This is a genomic window from Rhizobium sp. OAE497 (assembly GCF_040546565.1).
Taxonomy (GTDB): domain Bacteria; phylum Pseudomonadota; class Alphaproteobacteria; order Rhizobiales; family Rhizobiaceae; genus Rhizobium.
Map to the genome: position 1 here is coordinate 105,785 of NZ_JBEPOA010000003.1, position 16,703 is coordinate 122,487.

Sequence of the window (16,703 nt, forward strand, 5' to 3'; positions counted from 1 at the left end):
GATGGCGCACCCAGATGGCGTTTTTCGACGATCTGAACGGGTGATGCCCCATGTCCTTTTTGAATGACCATTTCCTGAAGCTTTGGTATATCCAGTCCGCAAAGCAGCCGCGGCCGTGGCAGTACCTAATGCGTCAGGAGGCGTGCATGCTCAACCAAAACATCGATCCTGCGCTTACCAGCGCATGCGATCTTGAGCCCATCCACATCCCGGGGGCAATACAAGCCCATGGCCTCATGCTGGTGTGCGACGCCTCTATGACGTGTATCGGCGTAGCAGGACGGCCCGAAAGGTTTCTTGCGTCTCCCGCGCTCGGTAAATCTCTATCCGAGGTTTTGGGTTTAGATTTAGAGGGGCTCGCCCATAAGCTCCGCGCCGGCGCTCTTTCGGTTCTCGGTCGCATCGAGGCGCCTTGCGGGCCACTCAATGCCGTGGCTTACCGGTCTGGAAACTATCTGGTTGTGGAACTTGATCGAGCAGAACGAGATACCGTACAGGCAGTGCCGTTCCTGGTCGAACTGGACGCCGCTTCCTCAGCCTTCGAGAAGACCAGCAAACTCGAGGAACTCTGCAAGGCCGCCGCTCAAGTCTTTCGGGAGATGACTGGTTTTGGACGCGTGATGGTCTACCAGTTTGTCGACGATGATGCCGGCGTGGTTGTCGGGGAAAGCATCGACAAGGATTCATCGAGTTTCATGAACCATTACTTCCCTGCTTCCGATATTCCCAGACAAGCGAGGGCACTTTATGTTCGCAACCGCGTCAGGGTTATTCCCGATGTCTCTTACGAACCACAGCCCATTCACTCGATCACAACGGACTTACGCGAACTCGATTTGAGCGATTCGACGCTACGAAGCGTATCTCCAGTCCATCTGCAGTATCTGCGCAACATGGGGGTTGCTGCCTCTGCATCCTTCTCAATTATTAAGGACGGGGTTCTCTGGGGGCTGATTGCCTGCCATCATCACGAACCGCGCGAAATTCCGTTGGCCGTGAGGATGGGCGGACAAGCGCTGTCCAACGCGCTGGCCAGGCAAATCCGCGCCAAGGAAGAGGCGGCCCAGTATCGCGAGCGCATTCGAAGCCGCTCGCAGGAAGATACAGTGATCTCCCTTCTTGGTAGTGATCGATCACTTGAAGACTTCTTCAGTGACGGTGGCGCGGAAATCGCCCGTCTTCTCGCGGCCGACGGATTTGCCGCGGTCCAGGGAACCGAGCTCTTTACCTATGGAGCTTGTCCGGATCCGATCGACGTGCGCGAGATCGCGAGCTACGCGCGCGTGCCGGCCGCCACGCAGCCGATCGCAACTGCAAGTCTGTCTCGCCTTTTCGAGGCGGCCATCGCATACCGGGATCGCGCCAGCGGCCTTCTTGCGGTGACGATGTCGACGGAAGTCCCGACAATTCTCATGTGGTTTCGGGCCGAACACGTGGAGGTTCTAAAGTGGGCCGGGAACCCGCATAAGGACGTGCCACTGGAAGCCGGTGCAACGCTGACACCGCGCGCGTCCTTCGAGGAATGGTCCGAGAGCGTCCGGGGAAGGGCGAGGCCGTGGAGTCACGCTGAAGAGGACGTTGCGTCGCGCATTGTCAAGCTTATGCTGGAGCATCGGAATAACCACCGCCTCCGCGAGCTCAATCGCGAGCTGACAACCACTTTGAAGGAAAATGAAAGCCTCCTCGTTCAAAAAGACTTCCTCATGAAGGAAGTCAATCACCGAGTACAGAATTCGCTGCAACTCGTATCAGCATTTCTAGGCATGCAAGGCCGTGCGACCGTTAACGACGAGGTCCGCGTCAGCTTGAACGAGGCTCAGAACCGTTTGAATGCGGTCGCTCTCGTGCATCGTCGGCTTTACCAGGACGGCAGCCTGGAAATCGTCGACCTCTCACGCTATCTCGAGAATCTCTTATCTGACATGTCCACAACGATGGACAGGAAATGGTCAGAAAGCCTCGATGTAGATTTGTCACCCATTCTGGTCTCTACCGATCGCGCAGTCAACATTGGCCTCGTGTTGACGGAACTTGTCATCAATGCACAAAAATATGCCTACGGCGGCGACGCGGGGCCGTTGCTGATCAAACTTGAACAGCACCGGAATTCGTTGCGTCTCATTGTCGCCGACCGCGGGAAGGGCAAGTTACCCAAGGGGAGGAGTGGCTTTGGAACCCGCATGCTTGCTGCGATCATTGATCGCCTTCAAGGGAGCATTGACGAGGAGCCAAATGGTCCAGGGCTGCGCGTTGTGGTGACTGCCCCGGTCAGGGCTCCTTGACAGACATTCAACCGGCGCGATGGATGTCTCAAAACTAGCCGTGCCCCTCGGACGTCCTGGTTGCACCTTGGCTCGGCGTTGAAGGCGCCCGGGTCGAACTTGGGAAGGTCGGGCTTGCATCCGAAGTTTTCTTGGAGCCGGTCCGTTCAACAACCGGTCGAGCTCGCGACACCTCGCATGGTAAAAAGGCCGAATCGGGGTGGACAATTCGCGCCCTTCCATGCGGCAGCTTGCCGGACAAACTCGATCATCGGTCACAAAAAGCAGCAACCATAGTTACAGCGAACAAAATTTTGATCCAGGCGTGACTGGGCACGTACATGCAAGTGGGAAGCGCCGGTGAGAAACAACGATGTTTGCAGGAACGGCATTAAAGCGTATGCCTCGCGTGCACGTGAGGAAGCAGAGCATGGAAGGCCAGGAGCCTGAAAACGATCAGACGAGATTGAAAAGACTGCTGGAGGCGGTGGCGCAGACGCGCGATCCTGCAGCATTTGAGGAGCTTTATAAGCATATTTACCCTCGGTTGCGATCGCATATGCGACGGCTCGCCAAGGATTTCGTGATTGCCGACGAGCTCGCCCAGGAGGTTATGCTTGCGGTATGGCGTAAAGCTGAACAGTACGATCCCGCGCGGGGTCAGGTATCGACTTGGGTCTTTAGGATTGCTCGCAACCTCTATATCGACTCTCTTAGGCGCCGGATGCCTGAGTTGGACGAGAATGATCCTGCCTTCGTCCCGCAAGAGGAGATTGCGGCCGATCGAGCGATTATTAATGCTCAGGACGCGCAGGCGTTGACCAGAGCACTTGGGTCTCTAAAGGATGAGCACCTTGAAGTCCTGCGGCTTTCATATTTCGAGGAAATGCCGCACTCCGCGATTTCTTCATTGCTAGGTATCCCGCTAGGGACAGTGAAATCAAGAATTCGAATGGCATGCGAGAAACTAAGATGGGCACTACAGCAGAGCCGATAATCCGACATCATCTCGAAGACGAGATGCTTATGCTCTATGCCGCCGGCAGGCTGTCCGAAGGCTGGAGTGTTGCTGTTGCGACACACCTTGCGCTTTGTCCCTCATGCCGTGGCCGCGTTGGGGTCTATGAGGCGATAGGCGGACACTTTCTGGACAATGAAGAGCCTATTGAGGACGATGATGCGGTTGCTGAGAGCTGGTCACGCCTAAAAAGCCGTATCGAAAATGAAGAGTTTCCCAACGTTGTGACACTTCGCCGGCCGGCAGGTGACAGGTTGCTACCGCAACCGCTTCGATCGTATGTCGATCGCGCTGGAGGGCTTAAATGGAAGACGCTGGGAACGGGCGGCGCCGCGCAGATGATCGTCCCAACCGAAGATAAAAGTACAACCGTGCGTCTGCTTCGTATCCCTGCAGGCCTGCCGGTCCCGGAGCATACGCATCGTGGCGACGAGCTCACTCTTGTGCTTGCTGGAAGTTTCTCGGACCAATTTGCGACGTTTAGACGTGGCGATGTGGAAATGGCTGATCCCGATGTGTTGCACACTCCGCGAGCCGGGCATGGACAAGACTGCATTTGCCTGGCGGTTACCGACGCACCACTGAAGTTTTCGAGCAGGCTACTGCGCTTGCTGCAGCCCCTCTTGGGTATCTAGACTAGCTCTATCGAACCAGTTGGAGTTCGGGCGGGAGCAATTCGAAAGGCGCGGCTGCATTTCGAAGACAGATTGCCAGGTTGGCCAATTTGTCTTCAGCAATAGCGGGTCTCCCGTGAAGGTTTCGCCGTTTGGAGGCGGCAATCACGTGGTTCGGAACGAAGACCACTCGGCTGGCGTTCTGTCACATAAGTCGCAATTTCCCCCAGGAGCAAAGTGATGACGACAGCCACCCCTGTGCGCTACTCAGCGGATCTCGAACAGATCAACCCTAACGAGCAGGAAGTGGTCTCCGGTCTTAATGACGCCTTCGACGTCATTCTGAAACGGACTGCTGAGGACTATGGCCACGCCGTCCGGTCCGTGCATGCAAAGGCACACGGAATCCTTAAAGCCAAGATGATTGTCAGGGACAACCTACCTGCCGAACTCGCCCAGGGCCTTTTCTCGCGTTCGGGCAACTACGACGTCTATATGCGGATGTCGACGAATGCCGGCGACATTCTGCCCGACGCGATTGCACTTCCGCGCGGACTCGCCATGAAAGTCGTCGGCGTCGAAGGCCCGAGGCTTTCCGATGCGGCCGGCTCGACCCAGGACTTCGTGATGGTCAACGGTCCGGTTTTCCAGGCGCCGAATGCGGAAAAATTCCTCGGCAATCTGAAGATGCTCGCCAAGATAACAGACCGGATGGAAGGGACAAAGGAGGTACTCTCTAGCGTTCTCCAGACGGTCAATAAGGGTCTTGAGGCGGTCGGCATATCCAGCCCGGCCGTGCAGTCGCTCGGAGGTGCTCCGAATGTCGATCCGCTTGGCGAGACCTATTTCAGCGTTACGCCGTTTCGGTACGGCGACTATGTCGCTAAATTCCGGCTGAAGCCCGTATCGGTCGGCCTCACGGAATTGATGGGCCGCGAGATCGATACCAGCGTGAGCGAAAATGCTATCCGCGAGACGGTCCAGGCGGAGATGCGAGATATTCGCGCGCAATGGGAATTTCAGGTTCAGCTCTGTCGCAACATTGAAGATCAACCGATCGAAGACCCGACCGTCGAGTGGGACGAGACGGATGCGCCCTTCGTCACGGTCGCGATCGTTAGCGCCGGGCCGCAGGATAGCTGGAGCGACGAGAAAGTCGATGAGGTCGATGAGCGGATGCGCTTCAGCGTCTGGACGGGCTTGGCCGCCCACCAGCCGCTCGGCAACATCAATCGCGCGCGCAAGGCGCCTTACGAACATTCCGCCCAGTTCCGGCAGGGGTTCAACCGCTGTCCGATCCACGAGCCACGTTGAGCTTATTTCTAATTCGGGTCGCGCACATCGAAAGACCGGAGATACCAGCCATCCGCCAGATTGACGTTCGCGACCGGCTGCAAGGTGAGCAGACTCGCCCCGGCTTCAGGCCAAGCAGCAATCCGCCAACTCTGAAGAAGCAGAAATCCTCGCTCACGGCGCCCCAACCGTTCGCATTTTATTAAACATGTCGGCAAATACTCCGCTTCGAGGGGCAATCTAAATGTGGATACGCGAGTTCCTCTCGTGACCACGGAGCGGAGACTGCCATGTACCAACCTACGGTTCTCATCGTCGAAGATGAATTCCTGATTCGGATGATGCTCGCCGACACCCTTCTCGACGAGGGCTACGATGTGGTCGAGGCTGCCAACGTCCTTGAAGCCGTGGCCGTCCTCGGACGACGGAAGATCGACGCCGTCATCACGGACGTCGACATGCCGGGCGGCCTGAGCGGTCTCGATCTCGCAAGGATGATTTCGACGAGCCACATGAACGTACCCGTCATCGTCGCTTCGGGCGGACATCGGCTCCAATCTGAAGAACTCCCCGGCGACGCCGTATTCATACCTAAGCCATACGGCCTGGACGTCATTACGGCTTTGGTCGGGGACATGACCGTGGGCACGGTACATAAGCTCGTGGGCTAGCAAGGGCACCGATCCTACTTGTCGGGAAGCCGACGTTCAGATCGCGTTGCGGTAGAACAGTTGTCCGTTACGGCCGCCGGGACAAACCCTTAATCGACGCATTACACCTCCTCCCGCGCAAAGAAGACTGTAGGAAGTCATGCAAAATGTCCGCAGCATTTTGAAAAAACACAATGAAAATACGGAAAATGGGAACCCATTCCTATCTGACCTGAAACGCATTCGTAAAATGTTCTAATGCCTAACGCGCAGAAATTGCTTAAATATTACCTGGTGCTTATGGAATGCGTTGCTATTGGCTTTCCCGGCACGATGTAATGCCAGTCGACTTTGTGATCCTTCGACCAGGCGAGGATCGCATTCGAGGTGAATTCCGTGCCGTAGCACATCGGGAATCTTGCTCTGACAGAGCCGGCGGCGCGCGTAGCCGTGTGTAGCGGAGCGCGCCGCCGGCGGTGGTCATGGCCGGTCAACAGGTCTCTAAAGTGAAGTTGTCGAGGCAACACTTTGGAGGCGACAAGCCATGACCAAATATCTTTCTACTCCCACAAACGCCGTGCTGGTAGCGATTGATATGTCGAAGCACCGTCAGGAGGTCCTTATCGAGCGGCCCGAAGGTGGCCGGCGCCGGCGTATGTCGGTGATGGCGACCAAGGATGACTATGATCGCACAGCCGCTCACCAGTCCCTGGATTGCCCGCCAAGCCTCGTCGAAAGGGGGCAGCCTGAGGAGCTGCCCCGCGCTTTTATCGCATCGACTGGAATGCCGCCCGTAGTTCTTCGGCGAACAGCTGCGGCTGTTCCCAGGCGGCGAAATGTCCACCCTTGGCGGCCTGATTGTAGTAGACCAGCGTCGGGTAAGCCTGCTTGCTCCAACTTTCCGGTGCCTTGTAAATTTCCTTGGGAAAGGCCGTGATGGCAACCGGCACCTTGATGTCCCTGGTCTTCTGGGTCTCGGAGCTGAAGTTGTTGTTGTTGTTTTCCCAGTAGAAGCGGGACGACGATGCGCCGACGTTGTTGAGCCAATAGAGGGTGATGTCGTTGAGCATGTCGTCGCGAGATAGCACGCGTTCCGGCACCCCATCGCTATCGCTCCACTGAGCGAATTTTTCATAGATGAAAGACGCCAGACCAGCCGGCGAGTCAGACAGCGAGTATCCGATGGTCTGCGGACGGGTGACCATCATTGCGCCGTATGCAGCGTTCCTGCCAAAGAAAGTGCTCAGGGACTGGTAAGCCTCCTTTTCGTCGGGCGCGAGGGAGGCCGGTGCGGGGTCGCCTGCGTTGATGCCCTTCATCAGTTCGCCAGGGACGGTGGCGGGCATGTTCAGGTGAATGCCGCGAAGGCCTTCAGGGGCTTGGGCGTGCCAGAGCATCGGAAATAACCGATCCATGGTCGCCGCCCTGCGAGACGTAATTCTTGTATCCGAGCCGCTTCATCAGGACGTCCCAGGCCCTGGCGACACGATCCGGACCCCAGCCCAGTTCCGTTGGCTTTCCGGAGAAGCCGTGGCCGGGGATCGAGGGAATCACCACATCGAAGGCATCTTCCGCCCGACCGGCGAACGCGGTGGGATCGGTCAACGGGCCGATGGCCTTGATAAACTCGAATTGGGAGCCGGGCCAACCGTGCGTCAGGAGCAGGGGAAGGGCGTTCGGATGGCGCGAGCGAACATGGATGAACTGGATATCGACGCCGTCAATTGTGGTGATGAATTCCGGAAGGTCGTTCAGCTCCTTTTCAGCCTTCCGCCAATCATAATCGGTGCCCCAGTACCGAACCAGTTCCTGAACGCGTGCGAGCTGGATGCCCTGGGAGATGTCGCGGACGGTTTCCTTGTCCGGCCAACGGGTCTCGGCGATACGCTTGCGCATGTCGTCGAGCTGGGACTGTGGCACATCGATCTTGAAAGGGCGAATACTGTCGTCCGATGTCTTGTCGGCGGACGTCGTAGTGATTGGCTCGGCAGCCTTTGCATCCTGCAGGGCCACCACCGGCAGCAGCATGATCGAGCCCAGCGCAAATGCGAAAGCACGGCCGGTTGTCGAGTTTCGGCGGGACAATGTTCTGATAGCAGTCATGATGCCTCTCCTTGGGTTATGTCGTGGTGACGACACTTGGCGGAGGGGGTGTAGGGAACCGGCGTATCTGGCTTGTTTCTGAAAAATGCGAACTTGTATCGGGAACGTTGGTCACGGCTCTGAGATACGATTTGGTACAAGGTCTCAAAGATTTGAGGCCGTTGAAGTCCACTCCATGGACGAAGGCCTGGATTAGGCGCGAGTTCCGTCGTCAAACAGGCCAAATGCGCCGGGACGATCCTGTTGCTCGCCGTGCTGTCTCCACCTGCGAACGCGCAACAGGTCCGAGCCAGACCGATCTCGACGTAAGCCGAGCGTTGGAAATTGCGGCCAACGGGAATGCCCGTGATGTTGCAGGTTGAGGTCAATGTCACCTCCGCACCAAAGGCTAGTAAGGGGCGAGCATGCCCAAGCACTGCGTCCGCCATCTCCGCATGTCGGAACTCCAGATCCACGCTTGTCCCGAGACGAATGCGAGCTTGCTCTGGCATGGCCGATGATCCGCCGAGCACTGCAAATCTTTTGAACCTGGAACGACTTGTAGGACCTTTGCAGAGAGGAGGCCGGCCCCGGCCCCTATGTCGAACACCGTCAACTTGGCACAGGTCTGCCATTCTTGGTTAACTCCAGGGCGGTCCCGTAGAACTTATCGAAACAGGGGATCAACCGTCGGCGCAGGCTGTCGCACCCTTCGGCGTCACGAGAAAACAGAGTTGATGCTGCAGCGTCGTTCTTAATCATCCCAGGTTCCTCGATATCGTCTTGTTACTGGCCATGTTGTTGCCGGGTGATGCTCGGGTTGAGCGAGTAAGTGGCAGTAGCAATGCCCGTAGAAAGTATATGCCCCCTCATGGCCTTCGTGACTGTCTCGCCGTCGAACACACCACCGAGGCCGAGAGAAGGTACGTCCAGTGCGAACACTTGCAGTACGTACCGATGTGGGCGCTCATCATTCACTGGCGGGCAAGGGCCATCATAACCACCGTACGTCCCAGCCATTTCGGCGTCTGACGCGAGAAAGCTGGAATAGACGTTAGCGCCCCTGCGTCCGTGCGCTGTTTCGCCAACTGGTTTGCCGTGCGGAACCAGGCCCGCGCTTTCAATCCCTTCCGCAAGCGACCGCAGATCGGCGGGAATGTCTACGAGAACCCAATGAAAAACCGACACACGGGGATCATTGCGGTGGATCACGACGCCGGACTTGTTGATTTGGCTGAAGTCCTTCGGCACATCGGGGTCCGTCATCAGTAGGACGTAGGAGCGCGTGCCGCCCGGTCCTGCGGACCAGGTAACTGGTGGGCTGATGTTGTTTCCAGAGACAGTAGACGGCGCGCAAAAGGCGGCCTTGTCGGGCAAACGTCCAGCCTTGCCAAGACCAGGAATCGTGACCTTGAGGCCGATAATGTCGGATGATCCAGCCGCCGTTGTGGCAAACGCTGCAATGAAGGCAGCGCTCATTGTTCGCAGGTAGTGGTGCATAGTGGTTATCCTCACTGTTTCTATTGGTGAGGATACCGATGCGCCTGCGAAAATCTGGACCCGAACCGATCAGCTTTGGGCCGGATTCAGTCAGGCAGCCGCGTTTGTGACCTGTGTAACCGTACCTCTGACGGTGTCGCACCAAAGCGCTGCTGAAAGTGCTTCGAAAAGTGCGAACGAGATTGATAGCCAGTCGCCGCTAGCGCCTCGGCAACGGATGCGTCACGGTCGTTCAAGATGGTGAAGGCAGCTTTCATACGCTCATCTAGCAAAAGGTGCTGAAGCGAATGGCCCTCCGCGCTGAGGCGGCGGCGAAGGGTGGCCTCAGACATCGAGAATTCCGAAGAGACTGCTGCCGTGGTCCACGGGAAGTGCAGGCGGTGGCGAACGAGGAGACGCACAGCCTCCACCACTGAACCATCCACATATTTCGGCGTCAGCGAAATCGCGCCCTGCTCAGCCAGTATCAGCAGCACCTCAAGCAAGCGGTGCTCTGCGACCCTGCGGGAAACTCGCGTTTGATAAGACAGGGCTTCGGCCGCGTGGAGAAGTGCGGAGCAAAGGTCGTCTGTCAGCAGAGGCTCCCGTAATCGTAGCTCCTGGTTCACGAACTGTGGCCACAAGCGTGCGGCCTCTATGATCAGAGCGCGATCAAAGCGCACGAAGAGGGCTCGATAAAAGCCGGATTTATGATCTGGTTCATTGACCACATCGACATGCTCGTTGGCATTGAGAATGAAGGCGTCGCCGCTTCGATAAATTCGGTGCTCGGTACCCGAGACAATGTCCTTAGTACCTTCCAGGAGCACGACGAGCCCCGCCGTAGGCATTACGAGACGGTTTAGCGTCTCGCGTACACGAGTGACGAAAGCGGAGATCACTGGAGGATGGCTTTCTCCCTCAACGGCTATGCGTGTGTCTTGCCTGGCAAGCTTGAGCAGCCTGCCCACGTCAGCTGTCTTGCTTGGCACAATCACTACTGCATCACTCATCGCATCTCCTTCTTCCCGAAGAGATTTACACCCGGGCGAAGGGCGAAGAAAGGGTGGTTCAGAGCGGTTCGGTGGGTTGTGGCGGAACGAATTTTAGGTTCGCGCCGATATTATCGAAGCCTATTGGTGGTTGGCATCCCATCCGCCCCTTGGAAATTTAGCCGCCGTGACACGAACCGTCAGCCGACATATCGTACAGTCTTTCTAGAAGTCTGATGGGTGTAACTCGGTTGTGGATGGAGCAACAATCTACGAGACGCCCCGCGAGTTGGCTATGCTTGTCGGGATGGCCTCGTATGGCGAGACAAAAATCCGTTTGTAACTTTGCCGGCTGGCAAAGATTGGCACGACATCGACCTGTGCCTTTGCGGCATCGATATCTCGGCTTCTCGGCGCGACTTGAATTCAGTGTGAACGGATGACAGCGGACTGGATGGAGCTGAAGATCGTTCGGTGATGTCGGATGTAGCCCTATTGCCGAGGAATTCGCACTGCTTATGCAGGAAGGCCCTGATTAGCCAGGGCCGTCTGATGTAGAGGAACGCCGCCGGTACGGCTATCCTTCGGCGGCCACTGTCATTTGACTGCGGAATTCCCACCATTCGCGTAAAGCGGTGAACCCATAACAAAGCTCGACATGGCAAGGAAGAGGGCGGCATTTGCGATTTCCTCGGGTTGTGAGATCCGTTTGATCGCGTGCAGCCGGGCCGCCCCAACGCCCTGGCAGCAGTAATCCGCCGTGATACCCTTCACCAGACCCATCAGGCCGCCTTGGCAGTGGCACCGGGGAGCCCGACGCTCGTGCCAACAACGCTCGATTTAAAGATGATGCTGCCGCCTCCAGTCTGATGCATCGCCGGAATTTAGATACGGCTAGCAAAGGAAAGCATACGTCAGCGTTGTCGAGACGGTATTCTGCCATTCCGTCAAGTCGACCTCGGCCAGCGGCTTTCGGGGGCCGATGAAAACCGCGTTGTTGAAGGCGATGGCTAACCGTCCGAAGGACTGATGCGCCAGTGCTACCAGCCTGTCATGTTGTCTCCGGCAGGCCGACGTCGCCAGGAACTGCATCAGCTGTCCCTGCTAGAGCACGAATGCTGTCGAACACATGGCCGAGCGCTGCTGTTTTTCTCCGATTAAGCACAACCGCCGCACCCTCGGCGCTGAACAGCAATGCGGCCGCGCGGCCGATACCTGACGATGCACCCGTGACAATAGCTACCTTGTTTACAAGCAACCCACTCGTGGCCTCCATTGTTGAAGGACGAAGGATATCAATGCTGGTGACCCTCGCCGTCACCCGTGTCATGCGGGACCGGAGACGGAGCGCCGCAAATCCTTCAATGACGCTGAGTGAGATTGGTCGACCGGCAGGTCGAACGTATTGTGGCCAGATGTCCTCGAAGACCGTGCGCTTTCGTACGAAATAAAATGAAAGCGGAACGTCTTCGCTGCCTGGTCATTCATCTTCTGAGATCGCGGCTGTGTCAACCGGACGCGACGGGGATGGTGAACGCAGCGGTTTTTCCGGTTTCTCGCTGCGGGCAACGAAACGCCAGGCGAGCACCCAACCTGTCCGACCGCGATCTCTACCTGTTCCTTAGGAAAACCGATTGGGGTGGCTTGTGCAAAGTGTTAAAGAGAATGCAGAAGCTCCGCTTCTTCAGGCGATTGTCGAGTGGTTTAGCTTCTACTCGGTACCTTTCGAAGAAGAGGTAGCAAACGTTCTGTGTGATCGAGCCATTATGCTCTACAACCAAGGTGCCAGCGGTTCAGAAATCACCGAACACCTTCTCACACATTTTGTAGGCTTAGTTTCCACTAAAGCAAACGCGCCTACGTCTTCCGCACTTCATTAAGCGCACGGCGAGCGGCTCAGCGTTGATGTACGAGAAAGGTGGCGTTGCGCACGGTGCGCGAAACGGTCAGGCGCTCGGTCTCGCGCTGGCGCAGAAAGCGTTGAATCGGCGACGATGGCAGCATGATTGTTAATGACACAGCCACCCAATGGCTTCCACTTGTAGAATTCGCTGGGTAACCGCGAAGCGCAAAGCGTTGCTATTACTCACACGGCAGAGCAGGTGTCGTCGGTGAATGGGCTCCCCGTAACAGCTTACCATTCCGTCGCTAACGTTGGCTTCCAATGCCCTCGGGAACCTCCAAGGTCTGGCCAAGTTTTCCCTCTCTAGGATGGAGTTGAAACAATGCTGAATTTAGTCACAGCGGTGATAGCGCTTTCACTTATGACAGCCAGTGTGGCCGGGGCGGAAAGCCTCCCGGACCAAGCTGGTCCCACTCCTGGCCCAAGTTCCTCTTCATCGTCTGTTGAGGGTGACATCACCAACCCGAGCGGTTTCGGCTCGGCCGCTGGTGCCCAGAAAGCTCCGGATGCGACGCCTGAGGACGAGAAGAAAACAAGGTGCGCCGATGTGAGCGGGTCTACAAACGATGAGCAAAAACGGGACTGCGTGCGGTAGCTTCGATACCGTGAATGGCCAAGGTGGACCTCGCCTGACTGGGGGACCGTACGCTGCCCGGCGCTCGAAACAGATTGCGGAGGGCGGTCTCCACGGCTTTGTCAGCCAGCCTTGCGAGACTTCAATTCCTTCTGGACTGACTTTTTCAGAGCATCCATTATGTTGACGACGTTGTCGGACTTTGTTTTGTCATCATCCCGGCTCTTTTCCGCTGTTTTCTTCGATGGCTTCTTAGCCTTCTTCTTCTCGGCGATGAGCTTCAACAAGCTTTCCTGGATTGGGTCGGACACCATCTCTGGCGACCAATTCTTGGTACGCTTCTTGATGACCTTTTCGAGCGCGTTGACACCCTCTGCGTCCGATTTCTTGTCGATACCGGTGAAATATTCGTTCTCAGGCCGAACTTCATCGCCATACCGCAGCGTCCAGACAACGATACCCTCGCCACGTGCCTCCAGTATAACGGCGCGCTCGCGGCGGCCGAGAACCACACGGGAGACACCGACAACATTCTGAGCTTTCATTGCTTCTCTAATAACGGCAAAGGCTTCGTCCCCGATCTTGTCGTTCGCGGTGAGATAGTAGGGGGTATCGAGATAAATCCATTCGATCTTGTCACGCGAAACGAATTTCTCGATATCGATGGTGCGCACGGTCTCTAGCTCGACGGATTCCAGGTCCTCGTCGGTGAGAATGACGTAGTCGTCTTCGCCGCGCTCGTATCCTTTGGCCTCGTCTTCGTCCTTGACCGGTTTGCCCGTCACGCTATCAATGTACTGGGAGACAACACGATTGCCGGTTCTTTCATTGAGGGTATGGAAGCGAACCTTCTCGCTTTCTGACGTCGCGGGCACCATTGCGACAGGGCAAGTAACGAGCGACAGTTTCAGGTAGCCTCTCCAATACGGACGACGCGGAGCCATTGTCAGCTTGCCTTCCTATGTGTGGTTTTGGACTTAGAAGAAGTGGTTGAAGATTTCTTCTTGCCAGAATTTGCGTTGGCTGCTTTCGGCTTCCCTGAGGAACCGCTGCCCATGCCGGCGCTCTCTCTTAAGGCCTTCAGGAGATCGTTGGGCTTCGAAACCTTTACCGGCTTAGGCTTCGGGAGCGATTTGCCCTCGGCCTTGGCCTTTACGAGCGCGGCTAGCGCAGTCTCATATCGGTCGTCAGTCTTGCCGGGATCGAAATCGCCAATTTTGGTTCCGATAATGTGTTTGGCCAAGTCGAGCATCTCCCCTTCGACCTTCACCTTCTCAACGTCCTTAAACGCTTCTTCAGAAGGTCGGACTTCATAGTCAAAATTCAGGGTAGTGGCGATCAACCCGTTTCCGTGCGGCCGAATTAACACGGTTCGCATGCGTCGGAACAAGACCGTCCTCGCGATCGCAGTGGAATTGGTCTTACTTAGTGCGTCTCGAATGCTGGTGAAAGCATCGTTTGCTTCCTCATCCGCCGGGACGAGGAAGTACGGTCTGTCGAAGTACACATCATCGACGTCGCCGCACGGAATGAAGGCCTCGGCTTCGAGCATCTTGTCCGATTCCGGCATCACTGCCGCAACTTCCTCCGGGTCGATCATAATGTACTCACCGTTCCCGGTCTCGAAACCTTTGACCTGCTGGTCACGTTCGACGACTTCTTCGGTTTCGCTGTCAATGAGCTCGCGCTTCAAGCGGTTGCCCGTCTTTCCATTGAGCATGTGGAAACTTATACGTTCCGAGGTCGACGCTGCCGTGTATAGTCCTACTGCGCAAGTCAGCTCGCCAACTTTGAGATGGCCTTTCCATTGAGCACGATGCGCAGTCATGTCGTTCTCCTGTTGATCCAGCTAAATCGTTCTATCGGTCCAGTTGTTCCGACCGCAGTGTGGCCATCTGCGCACCTTTTCTTTATAACGTCGCAAGTCGGGAAAAGATCGGATTGGAACAAGTCGGTCCGATAATTGGTCTGATTGGCCGGGCGCATGATGAGCATCTCTTCCTCGCGCACTGTTGCGCGGCATAATCCCATTCAAATTTACTATCCATTGAGCACCGTACGATGCGTCGGCCCGGTGTTGTTTCGGGATCAACTCCCCCGCGATATTGGCTGCCTGCGTGACGTCGACGATGACGTCGCGGCCTGGTCGTGCCAATCTTTGCCTCTGACCGAACCAGACTTCGTCGTCAAACGTGCCGACGTCAGCTTCGCAATTGATGGCCTTCGCGATGACGCTCCACCGCCCTGGGTGCGCGAGGCAGGGCATGCATATGAGCTGATCGAAAGCGATGCTGTCCCGTACGTCCGGTTGAAAAACGCCAAGGATCTTTTGCGCTACGCACGGCACGAAGCCGCATTGTCGGATCGCATCCGAGTGCTCGCGGCTCTGGATGAGCATTCAAGCCTAACCGTTGCGGAAGCGCTGATGTTATTCCGTGAGACGAGCCCGTCGCGGGCTTAGCCTCGCTCTTCTTATAGCGCTTCATCACCTGGATCTGGACGACAGGTTTATTGGACTGGAAACGATAGTCGCCGTGAACCCCGTTAATTCATTAACACGATCGCAAATTACAGCGCCGCAATCGCGGTGGAGGGATAACTATGCCTATCGATCTCGCAGATTTGGCCATTACGTGGTCGGTCAAGAAGTTCGCACACTACCTTTGCATTTGATCGCTCCCTTGAACGCTCCCCAAGCTTCAAACTGGAAGGCGGCCCGCTGTTTGAGCAGCGCCAGCGCAGGTTCAACTCTCTGGAACCGGGTCAAACGGAAGGGCGGGCTGGTCTGGAATACGTTTGCGGCGCGGCCGTGATCTGATCGGCGCATCGTCGTCTTTAAGGAGCGGCTTTGATTTCGGCGGCTTGCTCATCCTGCTTTATCGCGAGCACCTAGCGGTTGCTGAAAGCTTGGCGTGCGGGAACTTAGTTCTCAGATGATACTTCTATTCCTATCGAAGGAGGACGAAAATGTCAGGAAGCAAAAACAAAACCGTGGCCGCAACCTTTGAAACGCGCGAAGCAGCGGACCTCGCGGTCGAGCATCTGGTGCAAAAGATCGGTATCGAGCGGACAGATGTGTTTGTTCAAGCCGCCGGTCGTCAGAATTCCTCGGGTGTTGAGGCCAGTGGTGGTGATGCTCCGTCCGCAAATGAAGATGGACGAGAAGACGCTACACTTAGTGGCGAGATCGAAGTCTCAGCGGACGTAGCTGATGATAAGATCACGACGCTCCATCGGACGTTTGGCGATCTAGGGGCGCTGCGTGTCACCGCCAAGTAATGTCGAAGCGCTGAAGATTCGAACGCGTCGTTGAATGGAGTAGGTCATGAGCAAGGACCTGAAGAAGGGCGACCATGTCGTCTGGAAAACCAGCCAGGGTGAGACGACTGGGACCGTCGTCAAGAAGCAGACCAGCCCTACAAAAATCAAAGGTCACCAGATAAAAGCGTCCCGATCAGACCCGCAGGTCATCGTCGAGAGTTCGAAGACCGGAGCAAAAGCAGCTCATAAACCGAGCGCGCTCAAGAAGAAATCTTAATTCGAGTGGGGCGAGCTTACCGTTTCCTATCGCAGCGCGATCTAGCAGCGCAATCTCAGGCTTGAAGTAGAGTGTGACGACGGCGCCTGGTTCGGATCGGTCAGTGCAGGGTAGGTCTATTGCTCAAGCCGATGGAAAGTTTGGGGTGTATGCGCGAGCCCACCATCGTCAGTTGCTCGAACGCGTACTCCGCTATCGGCGCGATTGTTCTGCAAGGACCCGCTTCCCGTCTTCAGTCAAAATGAGAGTCGGTTCGCCGTTGAACGCAACCTCCCTCAGGAGAGATTTCTGCTCGAGTG

12 protein-coding genes and 3 pseudogenes are annotated in these 16,703 nt (G+C 56.5%); 8 read left to right on the plus strand and 7 right to left on the minus strand.

Going from position 1 to position 16,703, the window contains the following annotated elements; genetic code table 11:
- The first annotated feature begins 50 nt into the window (after nucleotides 1–50).
- The 5 genes from ABIE40_RS26950 (at nucleotide 51) to ABIE40_RS26970 (ending at nucleotide 5,857) form a co-directional block, all read left to right on the plus strand.
- Nucleotides 51–2,282 (plus strand): histidine kinase dimerization/phosphoacceptor domain -containing protein, encoded by a 2,232-nt coding sequence (locus ABIE40_RS26950; RefSeq protein WP_354541172.1) that lies wholly within the window; start codon nucleotides 51–53, stop codon nucleotides 2,280–2,282.
- A gap of 409 nt (nucleotides 2,283–2,691) precedes the next feature.
- Nucleotides 2,692–3,258, plus strand: a complete 567-nt coding sequence (locus tag ABIE40_RS26955) for an RNA polymerase sigma factor (RefSeq protein WP_165402643.1) — start codon at nucleotides 2,692–2,694, stop codon at nucleotides 3,256–3,258.
- Nucleotides 3,234–3,914, plus strand: coding sequence for a ChrR family anti-sigma-E factor (locus ABIE40_RS26960; RefSeq protein ID WP_130279511.1), 681 nt, complete (start codon nucleotides 3,234–3,236; stop codon nucleotides 3,912–3,914). Before ABIE40_RS26955 ends, ABIE40_RS26960 begins: the two co-directional genes overlap by 25 nt.
- A gap of 219 nt (nucleotides 3,915–4,133) precedes the next feature.
- Nucleotides 4,134–5,207 (plus strand): catalase family protein, encoded by a 1,074-nt coding sequence (locus tag ABIE40_RS26965; protein WP_130279510.1) that lies wholly within the window; start codon nucleotides 4,134–4,136, stop codon nucleotides 5,205–5,207.
- 269 nt (nucleotides 5,208–5,476) lie between these two features.
- Nucleotides 5,477–5,857, plus strand: coding sequence for a response regulator (locus ABIE40_RS26970; protein WP_199629669.1), 381 nt, complete (start codon nucleotides 5,477–5,479; stop codon nucleotides 5,855–5,857).
- A 746-nt stretch (nucleotides 5,858–6,603) separates the two neighbouring features.
- Here the strand turns inward: ABIE40_RS26970 and ABIE40_RS26980 are convergent.
- From ABIE40_RS26980 to ku (ABIE40_RS27005), 6 genes and pseudogenes are all read right to left on the minus strand, one after another.
- A pseudogene (locus ABIE40_RS26980) lies at nucleotides 6,604–7,939 on the minus strand (epoxide hydrolase family protein).
- 765 nt (nucleotides 7,940–8,704) lie between these two features.
- Nucleotides 8,705–9,418 carry a YbhB/YbcL family Raf kinase inhibitor-like protein gene (locus ABIE40_RS26985; protein ID WP_130279508.1) on the minus strand — a complete coding sequence of 238 codons (714 nt, stop codon included), beginning with the start codon at nucleotides 9,416–9,418 and terminating at the stop codon, nucleotides 8,705–8,707.
- Nucleotides 9,419–9,504: 86 nt separating this feature from the next.
- Entirely contained in the window at nucleotides 9,505–10,410 is a 906-nt protein-coding gene (locus ABIE40_RS26990) for a helix-turn-helix transcriptional regulator (RefSeq protein WP_130279507.1), read from the minus strand.
- Nucleotides 10,411–10,986: 576 nt separating this feature from the next.
- Nucleotides 10,987–11,665, minus strand: a pseudogene (locus ABIE40_RS26995) (SDR family NAD(P)-dependent oxidoreductase).
- A 1,323-nt stretch (nucleotides 11,666–12,988) separates the two neighbouring features.
- On the minus strand, nucleotides 12,989–13,810 hold the full coding sequence (gene ku, locus ABIE40_RS27000) for a non-homologous end joining protein Ku (RefSeq protein WP_130279506.1): 822 nt from the start codon (nucleotides 13,808–13,810) through the stop codon (nucleotides 12,989–12,991).
- Between the two features lie 2 nt (nucleotides 13,811–13,812).
- Nucleotides 13,813–14,694 carry a non-homologous end joining protein Ku gene (gene ku, locus ABIE40_RS27005; RefSeq protein WP_199629667.1) on the minus strand — a complete coding sequence of 294 codons (882 nt, stop codon included), beginning with the start codon at nucleotides 14,692–14,694 and terminating at the stop codon, nucleotides 13,813–13,815.
- Between the two features lie 156 nt (nucleotides 14,695–14,850).
- On the opposite strand from ku (ABIE40_RS27005), the gene ABIE40_RS27010 reads away from it, so the two are divergent.
- Entirely contained in the window at nucleotides 14,851–15,327 is a 477-nt protein-coding gene (locus tag ABIE40_RS27010; protein WP_199629666.1) for a hypothetical protein, read from the plus strand.
- Between the two features lie 261 nt (nucleotides 15,328–15,588).
- Here ABIE40_RS27010 and ABIE40_RS27015 read toward each other — a convergent pair.
- Nucleotides 15,589–15,736, minus strand: a pseudogene (locus ABIE40_RS27015) (non-homologous end-joining DNA ligase); the annotation flags it as partial.
- 97 nt (nucleotides 15,737–15,833) lie between these two features.
- Here ABIE40_RS27015 and ABIE40_RS27020 point away from each other — a divergent pair.
- Together ABIE40_RS27020 and ABIE40_RS27025 are read left to right on the plus strand one after the other, a co-directional pair.
- Nucleotides 15,834–16,145, plus strand: coding sequence for a hypothetical protein (locus tag ABIE40_RS27020; RefSeq protein WP_130279504.1), 312 nt, complete (start codon nucleotides 15,834–15,836; stop codon nucleotides 16,143–16,145).
- Nucleotides 16,146–16,191: 46 nt separating this feature from the next.
- The gene (locus ABIE40_RS27025; protein ID WP_112716125.1) at nucleotides 16,192–16,404 is read left to right on the plus strand and encodes a hypervirulence associated TUDOR domain-containing protein; all 213 of its coding nucleotides are present in this window, start codon (nucleotides 16,192–16,194) and stop codon (nucleotides 16,402–16,404) included.
- Nucleotides 16,405–16,703 lie beyond the last annotated feature (299 nt).

What these genes read in the sequence shown, in the direction of transcription:
- ABIE40_RS26990 (WP_130279507.1), bottom strand. Translation starts at nt 10,410, where the DNA reads ATGAGTGATGCAGTAGTGATTGTGCCAAGCAAGACAGCTGACGTGGGC.
- ABIE40_RS26950 (WP_354541172.1), top strand. Translation starts at nt 51, where the DNA reads ATGTCCTTTTTGAATGACCATTTCCTGAAGCTTTGGTATATCCAGTCC.
- ABIE40_RS26955 (WP_165402643.1), top strand. Translation starts at nt 2,692, where the DNA reads ATGGAAGGCCAGGAGCCTGAAAACGATCAGACGAGATTGAAAAGACTG.
- ABIE40_RS26960 (WP_130279511.1), top strand. Translation starts at nt 3,234, where the DNA reads ATGGGCACTACAGCAGAGCCGATAATCCGACATCATCTCGAAGACGAG.
- ABIE40_RS26985 (WP_130279508.1), bottom strand. Translation starts at nt 9,418, where the DNA reads ATGCACCACTACCTGCGAACAATGAGCGCTGCCTTCATTGCAGCGTTT.
- ku (WP_199629667.1), bottom strand. Translation starts at nt 14,694, where the DNA reads ATGACTGCGCATCGTGCTCAATGGAAAGGCCATCTCAAAGTTGGCGAG.
- ABIE40_RS26965 (WP_130279510.1), top strand. Translation starts at nt 4,134, where the DNA reads ATGACGACAGCCACCCCTGTGCGCTACTCAGCGGATCTCGAACAGATC.
- ku (WP_130279506.1), bottom strand. Translation starts at nt 13,810, where the DNA reads ATGGCTCCGCGTCGTCCGTATTGGAGAGGCTACCTGAAACTGTCGCTC.
- ABIE40_RS27025 (WP_112716125.1), top strand. Translation starts at nt 16,192, where the DNA reads ATGAGCAAGGACCTGAAGAAGGGCGACCATGTCGTCTGGAAAACCAGC.
- ABIE40_RS27010 (WP_199629666.1), top strand. Translation starts at nt 14,851, where the DNA reads ATGATGAGCATCTCTTCCTCGCGCACTGTTGCGCGGCATAATCCCATT.
- ABIE40_RS26970 (WP_199629669.1), top strand. Translation starts at nt 5,477, where the DNA reads ATGTACCAACCTACGGTTCTCATCGTCGAAGATGAATTCCTGATTCGG.
- ABIE40_RS27020 (WP_130279504.1), top strand. Translation starts at nt 15,834, where the DNA reads ATGTCAGGAAGCAAAAACAAAACCGTGGCCGCAACCTTTGAAACGCGC.